Source organism: Mycobacterium sp. TY814 (assembly GCF_030755175.1).
In the GTDB taxonomy this organism is placed as follows: Bacteria; Actinomycetota; Actinomycetes; order Mycobacteriales; family Mycobacteriaceae; genus Mycobacterium.
The window spans coordinates 1,280,430-1,298,103 of record NZ_JAUFRY010000001.1 but is presented as its reverse complement, the minus strand read 5'-3'; the positions used below and the strand labels follow the sequence as shown (position 1 = coordinate 1,298,103).

Here is a 17,674-nt window from a genome sequence, read left to right as displayed (position 1 = left end):
GGGGATGACAGGAATTTGTCATCGGGACCGCTTTCGGGAGTGGGTCGACGTCGGACGTTGTGAATGACTTAGCAGGATTTGGGCGTTGGAGATTCCGGATTGGAGGATGTCGTCGGAGAAGGCGCGGTCGGTGACGGCGCGTGCGAGTTGCATGGTGGCAACCAGGATGGTGAACAGTCCGATCGCGTCGGAGCGCGCGGAATTGGGATCGTCCGGAGACAGCCGTGCCGCCACCTCGCCGACGAAGCCCTGCATCGCTTGGGTGTACGACCGCCGGGTGGCCTTGTCGCAGCGGCCGAGCTCGTCGAGTAGAGCGGCGTTCGGACACCCGGTCTCGGGATGGTCACGGTGCTGTGGCGACAGGTACTCGCGCACGAATGCCTCGAGCTCAGCTCTGTCCGGCGTCGATGGAAGGTTCGCCTGCCATCTGAGCATCTGGTCGGCCACGACGTTGGCGACAAGATCTTCCTTGGATTTGAAGTGCGCGTAGAACGCGCCGTTGGTAAGCTGCGCGTCCGACATGATCGCGGCGATTCCCGAACTGTCGATGCCGTCCCGCTTGAACCGCCGGCCGGCGGTTTCCAGAATCCTTTTACGCGTCTCGCTCTTGTGCTCTGCGGTGTAACGCGCCACCGTCACCTCCTTGCTCGCCGCTGTAGGGCGTCTTGCACATCATAGCGCATTGCCTTACGATCATAATATTACAGTCGTAATTCCATCATCAGAAGGTGCCTGCCGATGACTGACCTGCATGACCCCCTGCCGCTGCCCTGCGGCTTAGTGCTGCCGAACCGGATCATGAAGGCCTCGATGAGCGAGGCGCTCGCCGAGTCGACCCACGCTCCAGGAGCGCGACTCGAGCAGCTCTATCGCACGTGGAGCCACGGCGGGTTCGGGCTGCTGATAACCGGCAACGTCATGGTCGATCGCACTCAGTTGGGCGAACCCGGCAATGTGGTGATCGAGGACGACCGCGACCTCGACGCGCTTACGCGGTGGTCCAAAGCCGCGCACGACGGTGGCGTGCCGATCTGGGCTCAGCTCAATCACCCTGGCCGGCAATCCAATCCGTTGGCCATCGGCCACACCCCGGTGGCGCCGAGTGCAGTGCCGCTGAATCTCCCGGGCTCGGCGACGCCACGCGAACTGACTGCTGCCGAGATCGAGGAAATCATCGAGCGCTTCGCGACGGCGGCGACTGTCTGTGAGACCGCCGGATTCGACGGGATCCAGATTCACGCTGCACACGGTTACCTCGTCACTCAGTTCCTCTCGCCGCTATCCAACCTGCGCACCGACGAGTGGGGTGGCGACCCGGCGCGGCGGATGCGTTTCCTGCTCGAGATCATCCGCCGGATCCGTGCTCGGGTGTCGCCGGGCTTCGCCGTGGGCGTGAAGCTCAACTCCGCTGACTTCCAACGCGGTGGGTTCAGCGAGGAGGAGTCCCGCGCGGTGGTGGCCGCCTTGGCTGACGAGGGCATCGACCTGCTCGAAATCAGCGGCGGCAACTACGAATCGCCGGCCATGGCGGGGTCGGCTGCGGCCAGTACCCGGGCGCGCGAGGCGTACTTCCTGGACTACGCGCGAACGGTCCGGCAGCTGGCCGGGGGAGTGCCGTTAGCGGTCACCGGCGGCTTCCGCTCACGCGCAGCCATGCAGGAAGCGCTGCACGCCGGTGATTGCGACGTGATCGGCATCGCACGTCCGGCGGCTACGGTCCCGGACGCCGCGGGCGCCATCCTGTCGGAACGCCTCCCAGTGCTGACGACTCGCGAACTCAGCTACCGCATCCCCCGCGCACTGGGCAACAAGATCGACGGCAAGGCGCTCGACGGAGTGCTGAACATCGGTTGGCACACCGATCAACTGCACCGGATGGGGGCGGGCAAGGAACCCGACCTCAAGCGTGGCCGTCTGGCCACCACGATCGCACTGCTGCGACGCAACGGCACTGTGTCGCGGCGTCCCAAGCGCGGTGTCCGATGAAAGCTCCTGCATACGATGTGCGCGGCAAAGTCGTTCTCATCACCGGCGGAACCGGCGGGATCGGCAGCGCCACTGCACGCGAACTGCTGCGCCGCGGCGCCAAGGTGGCCATCGCCGACCTTGACCCCCAGACCCCGGAGATCGGGGCGGCCATGTCGTCAAACTCGGCCATGGGGCTGGTCGCCGACGTTCGTGCCCGCGAGACACTCGATGCCGCCATCGACGCCGTCGTGGATCGCTTCGGCCGCCTCGACATCGCGATCGCCAACGCGGGCATCCTGGCTCAAACCGGGACACTGCGCACCACACCGCTGTCCTCGGTCGAGTCCCTCCTCGCGGTGAACGTCACCGGTGTGGTCAACACCGTTCAGGCTGCGATCGATCAGGTCATCGCCACCCGCGGCCAAATCGCCTTGCTCAGTTCGGTTTTCGCGTTCGCCAACGGGATGGGCACCATTCCCTACGCGATGACGAAGGCGGCTGTCGAACAGCTCGGCCGAGGGTTGCGGGTGGAGCTCGCCAACCATGGCGTCTCCACCTTGGTCGCCTACTTCTCGATGGTTCACACCGCGATGATCACCGAGGGTGTAGACGGCGACCCGCTGGCCGATCAACTCCTCGCGACGATGCCGCAGACGATGTTGAAGCGCATTGCTCCCGAGACTGCTGCGACAGCCCTCGTCGACGGACTTGCCCGTCGATCACCGACCGTGTTCGCCCCCTCTCGGTGGAAGCCGCTATCGGCGCTGCGCGGCCTCGTCAACCCCATGCTGGATTCCCGGATGACCCGCGATCTTGCGACCCAGGCCGCACTATCCGCACTCGACGCCCGACCCGCCACCAAGAAAACAGCCGAATCGAAAGGCACACGATGACAAGGCAAACGACGACAATGTGGAAAGACACCCCGACCCACACGCTCAACGTCGACGGCGTCGACTTCGCCTACCGGGAACTCGGGACAGGATCAGGTATTCCGGTGGTGTTCCTCCATCACCTGACCGCGGTCCTTGACGACTGGGATCCACGCATCATCGACGGCATCGCCGAACATCACCGCGTTATCACCTTCGACAACCGCGGTGTCGGGGCCACCGGTTCCTCGGTACCCGGCACCGTCGAGCAAATGGGTACCGACGCCATCGCCTTCATCCGTGCCATGGGACTGGACTATGTCGACCTGTTCGGCTTCTCCCTCGGCGGCGGTGTCGCCCAGATGATCGCGCTCCAACAACCCCAACTGGTCCGCCGGATGATCCTGGCCGGCACCGGACCACGCGGCGGAGGCGGCATCGACAAGATGGCCACCATCGTCGGCACCGCCTATCTCAAAGCAGCCCTCACCCGCAGCGACCCGCGGAACTTCCTGTTCTTCCCGCGCACACCCGAGGGCAAACGAGCCGCGTCGGACTACCTGAACCGCCTCAAAGAACGCACTCGCGACCTCGACGATCCAATCTCCTTGCAGGCCCGCGTCGCCCAGATCAAGGCCATCCGGCACGCCGGCAAGTCCGCACCCGACGATCTTTTGGTCATCAAGCAGCCCGTCCTGATCGCAAACGGAGACCACGACCTGATGGTCGACAGCAGCCACTCCGCCGACATGGCCCGCCGGATCCCCAACGCCCGACTGATCATCTACCCCGATTCCGGACACGGCGGAGTGTTCCAGCACCACCAGACCTTCCTCGCCGAGGCCCTGCGCTTTCTTGGCGATGACCCCACCCACAATGGCGAAGGCGAACAATGAGCAACCTCCACAACACCGATCGGCCAATCAGGTCCTACCGCGACGCGCCGACTCGCTCGATCGGAGCCGCGGGCGTGAACTTCGCCTACCGCGAACTGGGCCCCAAAAGCGAAGTGCCCGTTGTATTTCTAGTTCACCTCGCCGCCAACCTGGACAACTGGGATCCCGCCGTCATCGACCCGATCGCCCAGCACCATCACGTCATCGCAGTCGACTACCGCGGTGTCGGCGCGTCCAGCGGCGTCCCGGCCGTTAGCGTCGAGGCAATGGCCGAGGACATCGCCGCCTTCATCAGGGCACTGGGTCACCGCAGAGTCGACATCCTGAGTTTCTCCCTCGGCGGCATGGTCGCTCAGGCACTCGTGCTGAAGCATCCCGAACTCGTGCGCAAACTCATCCTCACCGGAACAGGACCTGCGGGCGGGAACGGAATCGACAAGGTCGCCGGCGTGACCTTCTACGACATGGTCCGCGCCACTGTCAGTCGCAAAGACCCCAAGGAATTCCTGTTCTTCAAGCGCGACGAGACCGGCCGGCGAGAGGCCCACGACTTCGTCGCCCGCCTCAACGAACGCACCCGAGACCGCGATGCCGCCATCACTGTCATAGTGCTTCAAAGGCAACTCAAGGCGATCAAGCGGTGGGGGCGCGGGGCGCCGGCCGACCTCTCGAGGATCAGCCAGCTCACCCTGATCGCCAACGGCGACCACGACCGGATGGTGCCCACGGTTCTGTCTGAAGACCTACACCGCAGAATTCCAGGTTCGCAGCTCATCATCTACCCGAACTCCGGTCACGGCGGAATTTTCCAATACCATGATGAATTTGCCTCTGCTGCAATCGAATTCCTCGCCAACTGACCCACTCGGAGCTCTTCCGCGGAAAGGCGGCTGAAGATGACTGAACACAAGACCACGCTCGATTGGTTCTTACCTCTCGAGGGGAGTTGAACTCCCATGCCCGATTCGGCCGACTATCTCACCGTCGACGTCTATGACCGCCCCCCGCGGGGTCCGTGGCTGTGGAGTCGGAGTGTCAAAGCCGCTCTAGAGCAGAACATTCCGGGCTTGCGGGCGGTGACCGTCAACCACTCCAACCACTTGACGCACCAACTGGGCCCTTCGAGCTTTCTCCCGCCCGGACGTGCCCTTATCGCTGCGTGGGATTCACCTGAGTCGGCGCAGGCGGCCTTCCGCGGACCACTCGCCTACGCGGTGCATTCACCCCACCGCTACAGCCTCGACGGCGAGGTGGTGCGCGCGCGCGTCGAGCACGCCGGTGACCATTGGCACGGATGGAACCCGTCGGATGAAGGCAGCAGGGCCATCTCCTCCGACGAACCCCTCGTTGTCATCGTGCACGGCATCCTCAAGCCGCGACACCTGCTCGGGTTCGTCAGGAACAACATGCATGCCGCGTCGAGGGCGGCCTTTCATCCCGGCCATCGGGGCAGCGTCGACATTTCATCGCAGCTTCCGTTCGAACACACCTCGGTCAGCTTGTGGAAGACCGCGAAACTGGCACGTGACTATGCGTACGCCCCCGGCGGACACTCGCACACGATGGAGCATGCCCGGACCACCGACACCCACCGCATGGGTGTCTATCTTCAGGTTCGACCGTTGGCGAGTTCTGGCTCGCTGGGCGTGGATTCGCCCGCGTTCCCTGAGCTTCCACCTGCCGTTCGCGAATAGCCGGGAGACTTCTCCACGCGACTCCGAGTCTTGACGGCGTCAAGACCTGAACGGGTGCTGATCTTGAAGTCGTGGAGCCCCCCGCAGCGATTGCTACCCATGGGCAACGGTGCCCTGGTCAGCGTGCGGATCTGCGCAGTGCCGGCGTGCAACGCTGGGTGGATCAGCACGGATTGATCCGATTGGCCACCCACGCCATCCGCCATGACCGGGCCAAAGAGCACGGCGCGTACGCCACACCGCACGGTCGTCCCCGCAAGCCGCGCCAGGATGCGCCCAGCGGCGCCGCCGTCAAGGCCGGGCCGCTGCGCGGTCGGCCCGAGGGCCGAGCCTTGACCCCGGCCCCCATCGCCGCTACGCCGGAAGCGACCTCGGCCATCAAGGCCCAGCTTCGCTGTAAAGCACCTACCGGAACTCATTCGTCAAGCGGGTACCGGAACTTGACACCGCATGGACGAAACCAGCCGCATCAGGCCTGCGGGGATTGTCTGAGAAGCTCTGGCAGGCCGACCGCCGCAGCAATGGGTAGCACCGAGCGTGGCTCATAGCCTGCCCGCCATAGTCCTCCGTGTGCTGCTTGCTCAATGAACAGGCGCTCCGGGTGTGGGGCGGTCTGCGGTCGGGTATAGACGTCATGTACCGACTTGCGGCTGTGACACGGAGCCGCAGCAGTTCTCGCGAAACCGTCGCGTGCTTTGTGGCAACGACATAAGCTCCGGCTAGTCGGCGGTGCCGGCTTGGCACGTGACCAGTTGCTTCGAAGAGTGGAGCTGCTCGATGTCGTATGTCGTTGCGTTGCCCGAGGCGATGTCCGCCGCCGCCACGAACCTCGCCTCGATCGGCGAGGTGGTCGCGACGGCCGGCCGGGGTGCGGCGGGTGACACCACGGGGTTGCTCGCAGCCGCCGAGGACGAGGTGTCAGCGGCGATCGCGGCCGTGTTCTCCGCTCACGGCGCAGGGTTTCAAGCTCTCAGTGCCCAGGCGGCGGCGTTTCATGAGCGGTTCGTCCAGACATTGTCCGGCGCGACCGGAGCGTATGCCGCCGCCGAGGCGGCCGGTGCTGCGCCGTTAGCGGCCTTCGAGCAGGCGGCGGTCACTGTTCAGCGGCTTCCTGCCGAAGCGGCCACCGGATTCGCATCGTTATTTTCAGTGCGAAGTTCGCCAATCTTGCAGCTGCTGGCGAGCGACATTCCGCCGTTCTCGTGGATCGTGGGAAGCAACTCGCCGCCACCGCTACTGAACCTGCTTCTGGGACAGACGGTTTCGTATACCACGTACGAGGGGATGAAGGTCGTGCAGATCACGCCGGCGCACCCGACCGGCGAATACGTGGTTGCCTTGCACGGCGGCGGCTACATCATGCCGCCGACAATCTTGCACTGGCTCAATTACTCGGTGAATTCCTACCTGACCGGCGCGACGTTCCAGGTGCCTATTTACCCGTTGATACAGCAAGGCGGTACCGCCAGCACGGTGGTACCAACGACGGCCAACTTCATCTCCTCGCAAATATCTCAACACGGGTACCAGAACGTCAGCGTCATCGGCGACTCCGCGGGCGGCAACCTCGCACTCGCGGCCGTCCAACACATACTGCAGACGAACCCGCTCGGCCCAGTCCCGTCTTCCATGGTTCTACTGTCGCCGTGGCTGGACCTAACGCTTGGACGCGAGGTCGGCATGTGGTGGGGCGACAACCTCTCTGTTACCAACCCCATGGTTAGTCCGCTCTATGGGTCGCTTGCCGGACTCCCGCCAACGTATGTCTATTCGGGTGGGCTGGATGTACTCGTAATCTCCGCTAATGCCCTCCAGCAGGCGGCCGTTAGCCAGGGAGCCCCGTTCAGCTTCTTAACTGCGCCTTTCGAACATCACGACTGGGCTCTGGCGGATTGGCTGCGGTGGCCGCAGATCAACCGTGAACTCGGTATCGCGGCCTGATCGCTGGTCAGGCGAGGCGGACTACCGACGAACCGTCAGCCCTACAAAGTCTTCTGGTCAACCGAGGGCCTGCGCGTCGAGGCCGTGTTTCCGCACCCTTGGCAAGTGAGGTCAAAGTCAGGCTGATGTCGGATTCCGGTCGCTTTTCTTGGCTGTCGCCTGCAAATGACGGGCTTGCGACGCGGTCAAGACCCGAGAACGCAACCGCAGGTAACAAGCGGGACTGAACGGGAACGAAACCGCAGCTCATATGCCAAATCCCAGCTGGAGCGTGGGGTTCGATCTCGGGCAGCTCCACCTAGAAGATGCTGGTCAGAGTCAGTGGCTCCGGCCAGATTTCCGTTTCATGGGCTGTGGCTGACTAGCTTCCCAGCAGAGTTCATCGTGTCGGGGGCTCTGGATAAAGTAGTGCTCGTGAATTATCGCCTTGCAATCGGGATGCTCGCCGCGTTGGCGGTGGTGATCATCGTCCCTGCCCAGGGCCATGCCGATCCGCCGACGAAATGTTTGACCAACACGCCCAAAGGCAAGCAGGTCTACGTCCCCTGCGATCTAGTCAATGCCGGCGTCAATTTCCCGCCGGGGCAACGTTGCCCTCTACCGCTCGAGCAGTACCCGAAGGATGTGCAGGACTGGTGCGGCGAAGGTCCAGGCCTTGCGAGTCCCACTCCCACGAGTCCTACCAGCCCGACAAGTTCTACTACCCCGACAAGTCCTACTAGCCCGAAAGCTTCTACGAGCACGACCGGTCCTACGAGCACGACCGGTCCTACGAGCACGACCGGTCCTACGAGCACGACGAGTCCTACGAGCACGAAGATTCCCACGACCACGACCAGTCCTACGAGTCCGACCAGTGCCGGTAGCTGACCTGCCCCGCAATGTCCAAACGCTCGCCAGTATCGCCGCCCTTCGGATTGTGCGGGCTGACAAAGGTCGCGGCTTGTGACGGCAGGCGAAACCGGAGCAGCAACTGCGCAGGCAGCGGCTGGCGGGATGGCGCCGCTCGATATTGAAGGCTCCGGCGTGCTGCCGCCCGTGGCTGACTCGGTGCGCCGACGTTTCTGGTTGCTTGAGCGGTTGGCGCCGTCGTTGGGATCGCGGTGGGCGGTCGAGTTGTGGTGCACCCCGCCGGTTCTTGAGTCGAGTCTGCGGATGCCGCCGGGTGTTCCACCGGGGAGACAGGTAGAAGCGTTCTGGGACGGGCACCGGGTCGCCGGGGAGGAGTGGGGCGAGGGGCCGCCGGTGTATCTGGTTCACGGTTGGGGCGGCCAGCGCGCACATTTGGCAGTGTTCGTCAAACCGCTCGTTGAGGCGGGGTATCGGGTCGTTGCGTTCGACTTGCCCAGCCACAACGAATCGGAACGGGGTGCACTCGCGCCCGGGCGCACCACTGCGATCGAGTGTGCCCATGCGATCAAGGCCATGATCGAGGCTCATGGGTCGGCGCACGCGGTGGTCGCTCACTCGCTCGGAGCGAACTCGACGGTACTTGCGGCGGCTCAGGGTGCACAGGTAGGGCGCTTGGTCTTCTTGGCGCCCATGGGCGAATTCCCGCTCTATCTCGATTTATTCGCCGCTCGTCACAACTTCGGCCGACGGATCCGCTCGGGCCTGCATCGTCGTCTCGAAGCGCGGATCGGGATGCAGCTGCACGAGACGAACATGACGTGGACCGGTCGACTTGCGAACTATCCGCCGCTGCTTCTCATTCATGACCCTGACGACCCGGACAGTCCCCATGCAGCCAGTGAACGCGTGGCCACCGCATGGCCGGGCGCGCGCCTACTGACAACGCGAGGGCTCGGAAGGTTGGCGCACTATCGAATCTTGCGCCACCGCCCCGCAATTCGTGCCGGCGTGGAGTTCATCGGTCAGCAGACAGCTGACACGAGCGCCGCGGAGCAATCCGGCAGCACTTAGCGTTCGATGAACTCCGCGCGGGCGGGGTTTGTGTCGGCGATCTACCGAGGAGTCCGGCCGGAGTCAGGATCGGGGAATTTCAGGCATCGGCATGCCAGCAGGGCGAGATTCCGTGCGACGTCGTCCTTCGGCTCGGTCTGCGTCAGGATGTGGCTCAAGCCCGTTCGCACAACGGATTCCGCCATCAGATCAACATCGGAGGCGGGGAGCTCCGGCCACTGATCGGTCAACCAGGTGCTCAGGATTGCCACGGCGTCCGCGATCAGGGGTTCACCGCGAGTCGTCACTAGCGGCAACAACGACGTGTCGCCGTCGACCGGGGCGCGGGTCAGGATGGTCTGCAGCAGCGGATTGTCGCGCGTCTCGTCAAGCATGTAGCTGACGGCGTCCCCTATCGCGCCGGGCAGGTCGCCGGGGCGTTGTGCCAAGCGGTTGCTCATCTCCTCGAAAAAGATGCGCACCTCGCGCAGCACCAGTGCCTGCCCCAGATCGTCTTTGGTCCCGAACTCCGCGTGCACACTGGCGCGACTGACGCCGATGGCGGTGGCGATCGCACCCATCCGCACCGCCGACCATCCGCGGTCGAGAACCACGTCCCGCGCTGCGTCGAGGGCCAGTTCGCGCAGGCGGGAGCGGCCATAGGCGCGGGTTTCGGCGCGGAGGTCTACGACGGTCATCAAGAGGGAGTCTAGCTGACGAAAATCGAAGATTGTCGATTGCTGTCGACATTTTCAGATTATTGTCTACGGTGACGGATACCACAATGCTTTGGAGGCACCATGACTCTCGCCTATACGCGAACAGAGCGTCCGTACGATCCCGCCGATCTGTCGTCGCTGGCTTTCTGGTCCGGCACCTGGCGGGACCGCGAGAAGACGTTCGCCGAACTGCGCGCCGAGCGCCCGATCTCGTGGCACCGGCCGGTAAACAACGGACTGTTCGAGGATGCCAACGATCAGGGCTTCTGGGCCGTAGTGCGGCACGCCGATCTGGTCGAGGTCACCCGGCGGCCGCAGGACTTCCTGTCCGGCGAGGGCATCGCGTTCGAGTCGATTCCCAAGGAGATGCTGGACGCGGCCCAGGGGTTCATCGCGATGGACCCGCCGCGGCACACGAAGTTGCGGCGGCTGATGGCCGCGGCGTTCACCCCAAAACAGTTGGCGCGCATCGACGATCACATCGTGGCCAATGCCCGGCGCGTGGTCGACGGCATCGCCGACAAGGGCGAGGCGGACTTCGTCAATGAGGTAGCCAGGCTGGTCCCGATGCACAACATCTGCGATATGGCGGGCATCCCCGAGGAGCACCGGCGCACTATCGCTCACGAGTCGGAGTTCGTCGACGGCTGGCGTGATCCGCGGCTGCTGGAGGGGTCCGAACCGCTGGCCCGGGTGGCGCAGGCGATCGTAACGGTGAACGCCATTGCGATGGAACTTGTCGAAGCACGGCGGCGCAAGCCCGAGGACGATCTGGTCACCGCACTGGTGCAGGCCGAGGTCGACGGCGAACGGCTGACCGACGAGGAGATTTCGTCGATCTTCTTCCTGTTGATCGTCGCCGGCAACGACACCACGCGGCAGTCCACGTCGCACGGCATGAAAGCGCTCACCGACTTCCCGGAGCAGCGGGCCTGGCTGATGGAGGATCTCGACGGTCGGATGCCACTGGCCATCGAGGAGATCGTCCGGTGGGCCACCCCGATCATGACGTTCCGGCGCACCGCCGCGCACGACACCGAACTGGGTGGTCAGCACATCACTCAGGGCGACAAGGTGATCATGTTCTACTCCTCGGCCAACCAGGACACCGAGGTGTTCGATCATCCTGAGCGGCTTGATCTTTCGCGTTCGCCGAATAAGCACGTCGCCTTCGGTGGCGGAGGGATCCACCATTGCCTGGGCGCACAACTGGCCCGCCGGCAGCTGTCAGTCACCTTCCGGGAACTGTTGACCCGCCTGCCCGACATCCACACGGTCGGTGAGCCGGAGTTGGGCACCGGCAACTTCTTCCACACCGTGTTGTCCATGCGCGTGGAGTTCACCCCCGAGACGAAGAAATGAAAGTCGTCGTCGATCGCACGAAGTGCTCCTCGATCGGACTGTGCGAGGCCGTCGCCCCCGACATCTTCGAGGTCGGACCCGACGGCGTCATGAACATTTTGATCGAGGACATCGGTGCCGACCGGCGCGGGGATCTCGAGCAGGCGTGCGAGAGCTGCCCGACGCAGGCGCTCAGCATCGTCGAGGACTGAGGTTTTCCGAGCGACGAACTGGGTCGAAACCTATGCTGCCGACATGAGTGAGTTTCATCCGTCGCCGCCCCCGGACCTTCCCGGTGTCCCCTCGGCCGAGGGACCCCTGCCCGGCCCCGACCAATTAGTAGGCCGGCCCCGGGCATTGCCCGTGGACCTACTCGGTGAATTGCATGGCCCGTTGTTCTATGCGGACTTCGGCGGCGGTATCAGAAAGCTCTACGCGTGCTCGCTGGAACTCGTGACCGAGTTGTGCGACGAAAGCCGGTTCGCCAAGAACCTGACGGCAACCCTGGCCCGAGTCAGGCCGCTGGCCGGTGACGGTCTGTTCACGGCCTACCACGGCGAGCCCAACTGGCAAAAGGCGCACGATGTGCTGTTACCGGGTTTCAGTTACGCGGGATTGCGCGCGTATCACGGCTCGATGCTGGACATCAACTGCAAGCTGATCGACCGGTGGGACGCCAGCGTGGGAGTCGGACCGGTCGATGTGTCGAACGACTTGCAGAAGCTGGCGATGGACACCGTGGCGCTGGCCGGATTCGGTTCGCGTTTCGACTCTTTCGAGTGCCCGGGCCTGGCTCCGATCCCGCAGAGCTTCACGACGGCTATGGGTGAGTTGGGATCTGGGACGGCGACGCCGGTGTTCAACGAGGAATTGGCCACCTTGCACGCGTTCATCGACGGGCTCATAGCCGAGCATCAATCCGGTGGGCGTGAGTCCGAGGATCTGTTGTCGCTGATGCTGCAACGAGACCCGCACGGCAATCCGGTTCTGCAGACCGACAACATCCGCAACCAGATCCTGACTTTTTTGATCGCCGGTCAACTCACCACGTCGGAGTTGATGCCCAATGCGCTGTTCAACATCGTCAGCAGTCCGGCGGTGTTGCATCGGGTGCAGGCCGAGGTGGACACCGTTTTCGGACCCGAAGACGACTACCTGCCCGGCTACGACGACATCGGCAAGCTGACCTATCTGCGGCAGGTCATCGAGGAAACTTTGCGACTTTCCCCGCCGGTGTTGCAGTTCGATCGAATGGCGTTGGAAGACACGGTGATCGGTGGCAAGTACCCGATCAAACGCGGCGAGGCGGTCACGGTACTCACCGGCGCATTGCATCGCCAGCCGCAGTGGGGCGACAATGTGGAATTCTTCGATCCCGACCGCTTCGCTCCCGAACGCTCGGCGGGCAGGCCGACCGCGCTCTTCAAACCTTTCGGAACCGGTGCGCGATCCTGCATCGGCCGCCAATTCGCGCTGCACGAGGCCGCCATGGCACTTGCCCGGGTGATACATCGGTATCGTCTCATCGACGCTTATCACTATGTGCCGCAGTGGGAAACGCCGAACAGTCGCCGGCCGATCGGCTTCCGGCTCGATGTCCTCCGGCGCACCGCACAGGACCGCAAGACCGACACACCCGGCGTTGAGGCGGGCGGTGCGCAGAGTGCGGCGCAGCACCCCACGGCCATCACGGCCGGTACCAGGCTGGCCATCTTGCACGGCTCCAACCTCGGCACCTGCCGCGCTCTGGCCCGCCAATTCGCCGACGATGCAACGGCTTTAGGCTGCGTGACGACCGTGGCGCCGCTCGACGACGCCGCGGGTGGTTTCCCCGAAGCCGAGGCCGTCGTGATCATCGCCTCGTCTTATAACGGGCAGCCGACTGACGATGCGCGGGCCTTCCTCAGCTGGCTGCTCGACACCGATACCACGCTGAACCCGACACCCAACGTGGCAGTCCTTGGGGTGGGTGACCACAATTGGGCCGACACCTACCAGGCGGTCCCGCGGCGCATCGACGAGCGCCTCGGCGAGTTGCAGGCCAACCGATTGGTTCCGCTGGCAGCGGCCGACACCTCGGGGGACATGGTTGGCACGATCGAGGAGTTCGCCGCCGCGCTGTGGTCGTCGTTGGCGGAACGCTTCGGTGACCCCGACGCCGCCCCGCTCACGGATGCGGCCGAACCGCTCTACGAACTCCGCCAGATCGTGGGTCCGGTGACGGCGGCAATGGACGCACGTTCGTCGGTGATCCCGATGACGGTCGTCGAGAGAACCGAACTGGTCAGCCCCGGGCTTGGGCAAGCCAAAACCAATGTGCGCGTGGAACTTCCCGACGGCGTCGACTACCAAACGGGTGACCACCTCACGGTGATGGCCGACAACCCGCCCGAGGTGGTCGACACCGTTCTGACCCAACTGGGCCTCGACCCGGGACTGCGGCTGGCAATCAACCCGCGGCGCAGCTCACGACGGCTCATCGCGCTGGACCGAGAGGTCAGCGTTCGAGAACTGCTGACGCACTTCGTCGAATTGCAGAAGCCGGCTACTAGCAGCCAATTGCGCAGTCTCGCGACGGCCAACAGCAATCCCGCCGAGCGTCAGCGGCTTACCGAACTCGCCGAGGCCCCAGACGGCTGCCCGCTGAGCGTGCTGGAATGCCTCGACGAATATCCGGCTTGCGTTCTCACCGGCGCCGAACTTCTCGAACTGCTCGACCCCATGGTGCCGCGGCACTATTCCATCGCATCGTCGTCACTGCGGTCACCACGCACGGTCGGACTGGTCGTCAGCGTGCTTGATGCGCCGGCTCGCTCGGGGCGCGGTTTGTTCAAAGGTGTCGCGTCCAACTACCTCGCGACAGTTCAACCAGGACAAACCATCCGTGCGCGGGTTGACCCGGCCCGTCAGGCGTTCCGGGCCGGTGCCGATCCGGCCAAGAACGTGATACTGGTCAGTGCCGGTACCGGCGTCGCACCGTTCCTCGGTTTCCTCGGCGACCGGCTGGCCGCACAGGAGGCCGGAGCGCCGGTGGAGCCTGCGTTGTGCTTTTTCGGGGTGCGTGACCCGGAGGTCGACTACATCTTCCGAGACCGGTTCGAACAGGCCGAGGCCCTGGGCATCGTGCAGATGCGCCCGGCCTTCTCTCGGGCGCCGCAAAACGGGGTTCGCTACGTGCAGGACCGGATCACCGCGGACGCCGACGACGTCTGGAACCTGTTGGGTGACCCGGACAAGGACGCCCACGTCTACATCTGTGGTGACGGCGCGCGGATGGCGCCCGCGGTTCGCGGGTCGTTCCTCGACATTTACCGCGCACGGACGGGCGCTGACGAAGCCCAGGCCCGCAACTGGCTGAACGGTCTCATCGAATCGGACCACTACGTCGAGGATGTGTGGGCCGGCTGAAACAGGTTCCGGCGTGTGTCAGGCGCGCACCGCCTCTCGCACTGTGCTGCGGTCCACACCCAGCGCCTCGCTGAGACTCGGCTCATCGGGGTATACGCGTGCCGATGGTTCATTCACCGAAGAGTTCAATGAGTTGTGAAGTGGCAGACATGCGCGCCGAAGCCGATTACGGCGCAGCCACTCTTGACGAGATCCGCCCGGCCGTCAAGGTAGCGGGCGGTGGCCTGCTGATCGCCGCGGTGGTGCTTACGGCGCTGAACCTGCGACCCGCGCTTACCAGCGTGGGGCCGCTACTCGGCGTGATGCGCGAATCGCTTGGCGCGTCGGCCACCTGGGCCGGAGTGCTCACCACGCTGCCCGGACTGTGTTTTGCCGCCGCCGGACTCGCTGCGCCGTGGCTGGCCCGCCGGATCGGACTGCAGCACGCCATCAGCGCCGCGTTGGTGACACTGGTCGTCGGCCTGCTGTTGCGCGTACTCGACGGACCCTCCGTTGTCATCTCAGGCACTGTGGTGGCCACCGGCGGCATCGCATTGATCAACGTGTTGATCCCGGTGGTCATCAAGGGGTCGTTCCCCGCTCAGATCGGGGTGATGACGGGCATTTACACCGCTGCCCTGCAGGGTGGCGGCGCGATGGGGTCGGCGCTGACACCGCCGATGGAGTCTGCGTTCGGTAGTTGGCGTGGCGCGCTCGGCGGCTGGGCCGCCCTCGCGCTGCTGGCCCTGATCGCGTGGCTTGTGGGTGCCGCGCGAGTGAGCTCTGCCGAGCTGCCGGCCCGTCCCACAGGCGGATCGCTGCTACGAAATCGCTTGGCGTGGATGGTAACTCTGTTCTTCGGCTTCCAGTCCACACTCGCATACATCATGTTGGGCTGGCTGCCCGAGGTGTTCATCGACAGCGGTGTGCCCAAGGCGACCGCGGGGATGCTTGTCGGCCTGATGTCGCTGATCGCCGTGCCGATCAGCATTTTCCTCGCGCCGATGGCGGCTCGATCCGGCAGCCAGAGCGGCTGGATAGTCGCGCTGGGTGTCATCGGCCTTGTCGGAGTCGTAGGTTTGCTGATCAATCCGGCTGCGGCGCCGCTGTTGTGGAGTGTGCTCGTCGGCCTGGGTATGAGCGTCTTCTCATTGGCGCTCACCGTGATTGCACTGCGCGCTCGCACCACCGAGGACACCGCGCAGTTGTCAGGGATGGCGCAGGGCTTTGGTTACCTGCTTGCCGGCGTCGGCCCGTTCCTCTTCGGGCTGCTTCATGACGTCACCAGCGGCTGGACCGTGCCGTGGATCTTCGTGCTGGTGATCTACGCACTGCAGATGACGATGGGCGCCCTCGCGGGCCGCAACCGCTACGTCTGATACCAATAGCAGTGCACCACAACGCTTTAGCGTGGGTGGGCCGCTGCAAGACTCCCGACTCGGTCCACGCCAGCCAGCCTTGGTCGCGGCTACCTGACGTCGAGCAGGTCGACCACGAAGATCAGCGACTCGCCGGGCTTGATGACGCCGCCGGCGCCACGGTCGCCGTAGGCGAGGTGGGCGGGGATGTGCAGCTGCCGGCGACCGCCGACCTTCATGCCCTGCACGCCCCGGTCCCAGCCCTGGATGACCTGGCCGACGCCGAGTTGGAACGTCAACGGGTCACCGCGGTTATAAGAAGCGTCGAACTCCTCGCCGGTGGAGTGAGCCACGCCGACGTAGTGCACGACCACCGTCTTTCCGGAGGTAGCCTCCGCGCCGTCGCCCTCGACGACGTCGGTGATGATCAGGTCGGTGGGCGGCTCGCCGCCGGGGAAATCGATCTCGGGCTTCTGTGCAGTCATGCTCACCACCTTGGCAGATGGTCGCCGGTGGGCTCGTCGACGGGGGGTCACGCTCGCGTCATGGAAGCCGGACTCCGGCTGCCGGGCTTGGCCTTGATGTGGCCTGCGCGCATCGCGGCGTTGAGCGCCGACGAAAGGAGATCGTGCTTGTCGGCGAGCGTCCTCCCGGCGGCGGAAACGCCGGTCGCAGCGTTGACCTGATCAGATCAGTCCGGGTATCAACGCTTTTCGCTCGGGCGGGTAGTCAGGGAATTTCTCCTGGTACCACGTGTGAGTGGCGAACGCCCGCGGGACCAAATTGCCCGCCGTGATCAGAAAAATGATCACTCCGGCGAGCGACCAGGTCAGCAGGGCGAACCCCGCCCATGCGATCAGCTCGCCCAGATATGCCGGGCTGGTGACGAACCGGAACCCCCCGCCGTACGGGATCTTGTACTCAGTTGCGCCCGGGTTCGCCTTGTCGCGCAGGTTGCGCACGATCGACTCCGACCGGACCAGCAGGATGAATCCGCTGAGGTAGACCACCAACCCGACCAGAAACCGTGGATCGGTCAACCAATCGGAGCCGTACTGGTGCTTGTAGTCGTGGCTGAAGAACGCGCCATTGAGGTAGCCGTGCATCGTGGTGATCACCATTCCGAAGGCGAGCACGACGATGTTGAAGCTGCCGCGTTTGCCCGGCACCTGTCTGATCGAGAGCGGGAAGAACCAACCCCGATTGCCGTAATGCATGAGCCAGATGGCCGCCAGGACGAGCGGCGTGGCGTCGAATCGGCCTGGCCCGGTGAGGTAGAAAATCGCGAAAACCACGGTCGCGGGTATCTCCATCAGCCACCAGCCGAGCTTCGGATTGAGATTCACCCCGCGCGCCGTCGCGCCGAATCGGCCGTAAGGACTCTGCGCGAACAGGCCGCCGATGATCACCAATGCCGCGATGACCAGACCTATCGTCACGACGGTGTCGTAGGTGGTGTTGCCGGTGTACCAGGTCATCAAGCTCCCTTCGAGAGCTGACATCGTCGAGCATGTCTGAGCGATCACGCCTGCCGCAGTAGAACAACTTCTATCAGTACGCGATCAGCACGGCTGTGAGGGACTGTGTCAGCGCCGC

15 protein-coding genes and 1 pseudogene are annotated in these 17,674 nt (G+C 64.4%); 12 read left to right on the top strand and 4 right to left on the bottom strand.

Features of this window, described 5'->3' with window-relative positions; genetic code table 11:
- Positions 1-18: 18 nt before the first annotated feature.
- Positions 19-633 carry a TetR/AcrR family transcriptional regulator gene (locus tag QXH22_RS05520; protein ID WP_306275098.1) on the bottom strand — a complete coding sequence of 205 codons (615 nt, stop codon included), beginning with the start codon at positions 631-633 and terminating at the stop codon, positions 19-21.
- 105 nt (positions 634-738) lie between these two features.
- On the opposite strand from QXH22_RS05520, the gene QXH22_RS05515 reads away from it, so the two are divergent.
- From QXH22_RS05515 to QXH22_RS05480, 8 genes and pseudogenes are all read left to right on the top strand, one after another.
- Positions 739-1,986 (top strand): NADH:flavin oxidoreductase/NADH oxidase family protein, encoded by a 1,248-nt coding sequence (locus tag QXH22_RS05515; RefSeq protein WP_306275097.1) that lies wholly within the window; start codon positions 739-741, stop codon positions 1,984-1,986.
- Entirely contained in the window at positions 1,983-2,861 is an 879-nt protein-coding gene (locus tag QXH22_RS05510; RefSeq protein WP_306275096.1) for an SDR family NAD(P)-dependent oxidoreductase, read from the top strand. Before QXH22_RS05515 ends, QXH22_RS05510 begins: the two co-directional genes overlap by 4 nt.
- Entirely contained in the window at positions 2,858-3,736 is an 879-nt protein-coding gene (locus tag QXH22_RS05505) for an alpha/beta fold hydrolase (RefSeq protein ID WP_306275095.1), read from the top strand. Before QXH22_RS05510 ends, QXH22_RS05505 begins: the two co-directional genes overlap by 4 nt.
- On the top strand, positions 3,733-4,596 hold the full coding sequence (locus tag QXH22_RS05500; RefSeq protein WP_306275094.1) for an alpha/beta fold hydrolase: 864 nt from the start codon (positions 3,733-3,735) through the stop codon (positions 4,594-4,596). The genes QXH22_RS05505 and QXH22_RS05500 overlap by 4 nt, the downstream gene beginning before the upstream one ends.
- A 96-nt stretch (positions 4,597-4,692) precedes the next feature.
- Positions 4,693-5,430 (top strand): hypothetical protein, encoded by a 738-nt coding sequence (locus tag QXH22_RS05495; protein ID WP_306275093.1) that lies wholly within the window; start codon positions 4,693-4,695, stop codon positions 5,428-5,430.
- Positions 5,431-5,483: 53 nt separating this feature from the next.
- Positions 5,484-5,777 (top strand): annotated as a pseudogene (locus QXH22_RS05490) (hypothetical protein); the annotation flags it as partial.
- Positions 5,778-6,207: 430 nt separating this feature from the next.
- Positions 6,208-7,371 (top strand): PE domain-containing protein, encoded by a 1,164-nt coding sequence (locus tag QXH22_RS05485; RefSeq protein WP_306241782.1) that lies wholly within the window; start codon positions 6,208-6,210, stop codon positions 7,369-7,371.
- Between the two features lie 996 nt (positions 7,372-8,367).
- Positions 8,368-9,294 (top strand): alpha/beta fold hydrolase, encoded by a 927-nt coding sequence (locus tag QXH22_RS05480; protein WP_306275980.1) that lies wholly within the window; start codon positions 8,368-8,370, stop codon positions 9,292-9,294.
- 41 nt (positions 9,295-9,335) lie between these two features.
- Here the strand turns inward: QXH22_RS05480 and QXH22_RS05475 are convergent, their stop codons facing one another.
- Positions 9,336-9,971: a TetR family transcriptional regulator gene (locus tag QXH22_RS05475; RefSeq protein WP_306241781.1), complete on the bottom strand. Its 636-nt coding sequence runs from the start codon at positions 9,969-9,971 to the stop codon at positions 9,336-9,338.
- Positions 9,972-10,073: 102 nt separating this feature from the next.
- Between QXH22_RS05475 and QXH22_RS05470 the strand changes: the two genes are divergently transcribed.
- The 4 genes from QXH22_RS05470 to QXH22_RS05455 all read left to right on the top strand — a co-directional run bounded on the left by QXH22_RS05470 (position 10,074) and on the right by QXH22_RS05455 (position 16,099).
- Positions 10,074-11,354 carry a cytochrome P450 gene (locus QXH22_RS05470; protein WP_306241780.1) on the top strand — a complete coding sequence of 427 codons (1,281 nt, stop codon included), beginning with the start codon at positions 10,074-10,076 and terminating at the stop codon, positions 11,352-11,354.
- Positions 11,351-11,545: a ferredoxin gene (locus QXH22_RS05465; protein ID WP_306241779.1), complete on the top strand. Its 195-nt coding sequence runs from the start codon at positions 11,351-11,353 to the stop codon at positions 11,543-11,545. Before QXH22_RS05470 ends, QXH22_RS05465 begins: the two co-directional genes overlap by 4 nt.
- 43 nt (positions 11,546-11,588) lie before the next feature.
- The gene (locus QXH22_RS05460) at positions 11,589-14,741 is read left to right on the top strand and encodes a cytochrome P450 (protein ID WP_306275092.1); all 3,153 of its coding nucleotides are present in this window, start codon (positions 11,589-11,591) and stop codon (positions 14,739-14,741) included.
- Between the two features lie 149 nt (positions 14,742-14,890).
- Positions 14,891-16,099, top strand: coding sequence for an MFS transporter (locus tag QXH22_RS05455; protein WP_306275979.1), 1,209 nt, complete (start codon positions 14,891-14,893; stop codon positions 16,097-16,099).
- An 89-nt stretch (positions 16,100-16,188) separates the two neighbouring features.
- Here the strand turns inward: QXH22_RS05455 and QXH22_RS05450 are convergent, their stop codons facing one another.
- Together QXH22_RS05450 and QXH22_RS05445 are read right to left on the bottom strand one after the other, a co-directional pair.
- Positions 16,189-16,563 (bottom strand): FKBP-type peptidyl-prolyl cis-trans isomerase, encoded by a 375-nt coding sequence (locus tag QXH22_RS05450; protein ID WP_306241777.1) that lies wholly within the window; start codon positions 16,561-16,563, stop codon positions 16,189-16,191.
- A gap of 201 nt (positions 16,564-16,764) precedes the next feature.
- On the bottom strand, positions 16,765-17,556 hold the full coding sequence (locus tag QXH22_RS05445) for a methyltransferase (protein WP_306275091.1): 792 nt from the start codon (positions 17,554-17,556) through the stop codon (positions 16,765-16,767).
- Positions 17,557-17,674 lie beyond the last annotated feature (118 nt).

Coding starts and splice junctions, on each gene's coding strand:
- QXH22_RS05515 (WP_306275097.1), top strand. CDS start 739: ATGACTGACCTGCATGACCCCCTGCCGCTGCCCTGCGGCTTAGTGCTG.
- QXH22_RS05510 (WP_306275096.1), top strand. CDS start 1,983: ATGAAAGCTCCTGCATACGATGTGCGCGGCAAAGTCGTTCTCATCACC.
- QXH22_RS05505 (WP_306275095.1), top strand. CDS start 2,858: ATGACAAGGCAAACGACGACAATGTGGAAAGACACCCCGACCCACACG.
- QXH22_RS05500 (WP_306275094.1), top strand. CDS start 3,733: ATGAGCAACCTCCACAACACCGATCGGCCAATCAGGTCCTACCGCGAC.
- QXH22_RS05495 (WP_306275093.1), top strand. CDS start 4,693: ATGCCCGATTCGGCCGACTATCTCACCGTCGACGTCTATGACCGCCCC.
- QXH22_RS05485 (WP_306241782.1), top strand. CDS start 6,208: ATGTCGTATGTCGTTGCGTTGCCCGAGGCGATGTCCGCCGCCGCCACG.
- QXH22_RS05480 (WP_306275980.1), top strand. CDS start 8,368: ATGGCGCCGCTCGATATTGAAGGCTCCGGCGTGCTGCCGCCCGTGGCT.
- QXH22_RS05475 (WP_306241781.1), bottom strand. CDS start 9,971: ATGACCGTCGTAGACCTCCGCGCCGAAACCCGCGCCTATGGCCGCTCC.
- QXH22_RS05470 (WP_306241780.1), top strand. CDS start 10,074: ATGACTCTCGCCTATACGCGAACAGAGCGTCCGTACGATCCCGCCGAT.
- QXH22_RS05465 (WP_306241779.1), top strand. CDS start 11,351: ATGAAAGTCGTCGTCGATCGCACGAAGTGCTCCTCGATCGGACTGTGC.
- QXH22_RS05460 (WP_306275092.1), top strand. CDS start 11,589: ATGAGTGAGTTTCATCCGTCGCCGCCCCCGGACCTTCCCGGTGTCCCC.
- QXH22_RS05455 (WP_306275979.1), top strand. CDS start 14,891: ATGCGCGCCGAAGCCGATTACGGCGCAGCCACTCTTGACGAGATCCGC.
- QXH22_RS05450 (WP_306241777.1), bottom strand. CDS start 16,563: ATGACTGCACAGAAGCCCGAGATCGATTTCCCCGGCGGCGAGCCGCCC.
- QXH22_RS05445 (WP_306275091.1), bottom strand. CDS start 17,556: ATGACCTGGTACACCGGCAACACCACCTACGACACCGTCGTGACGATA.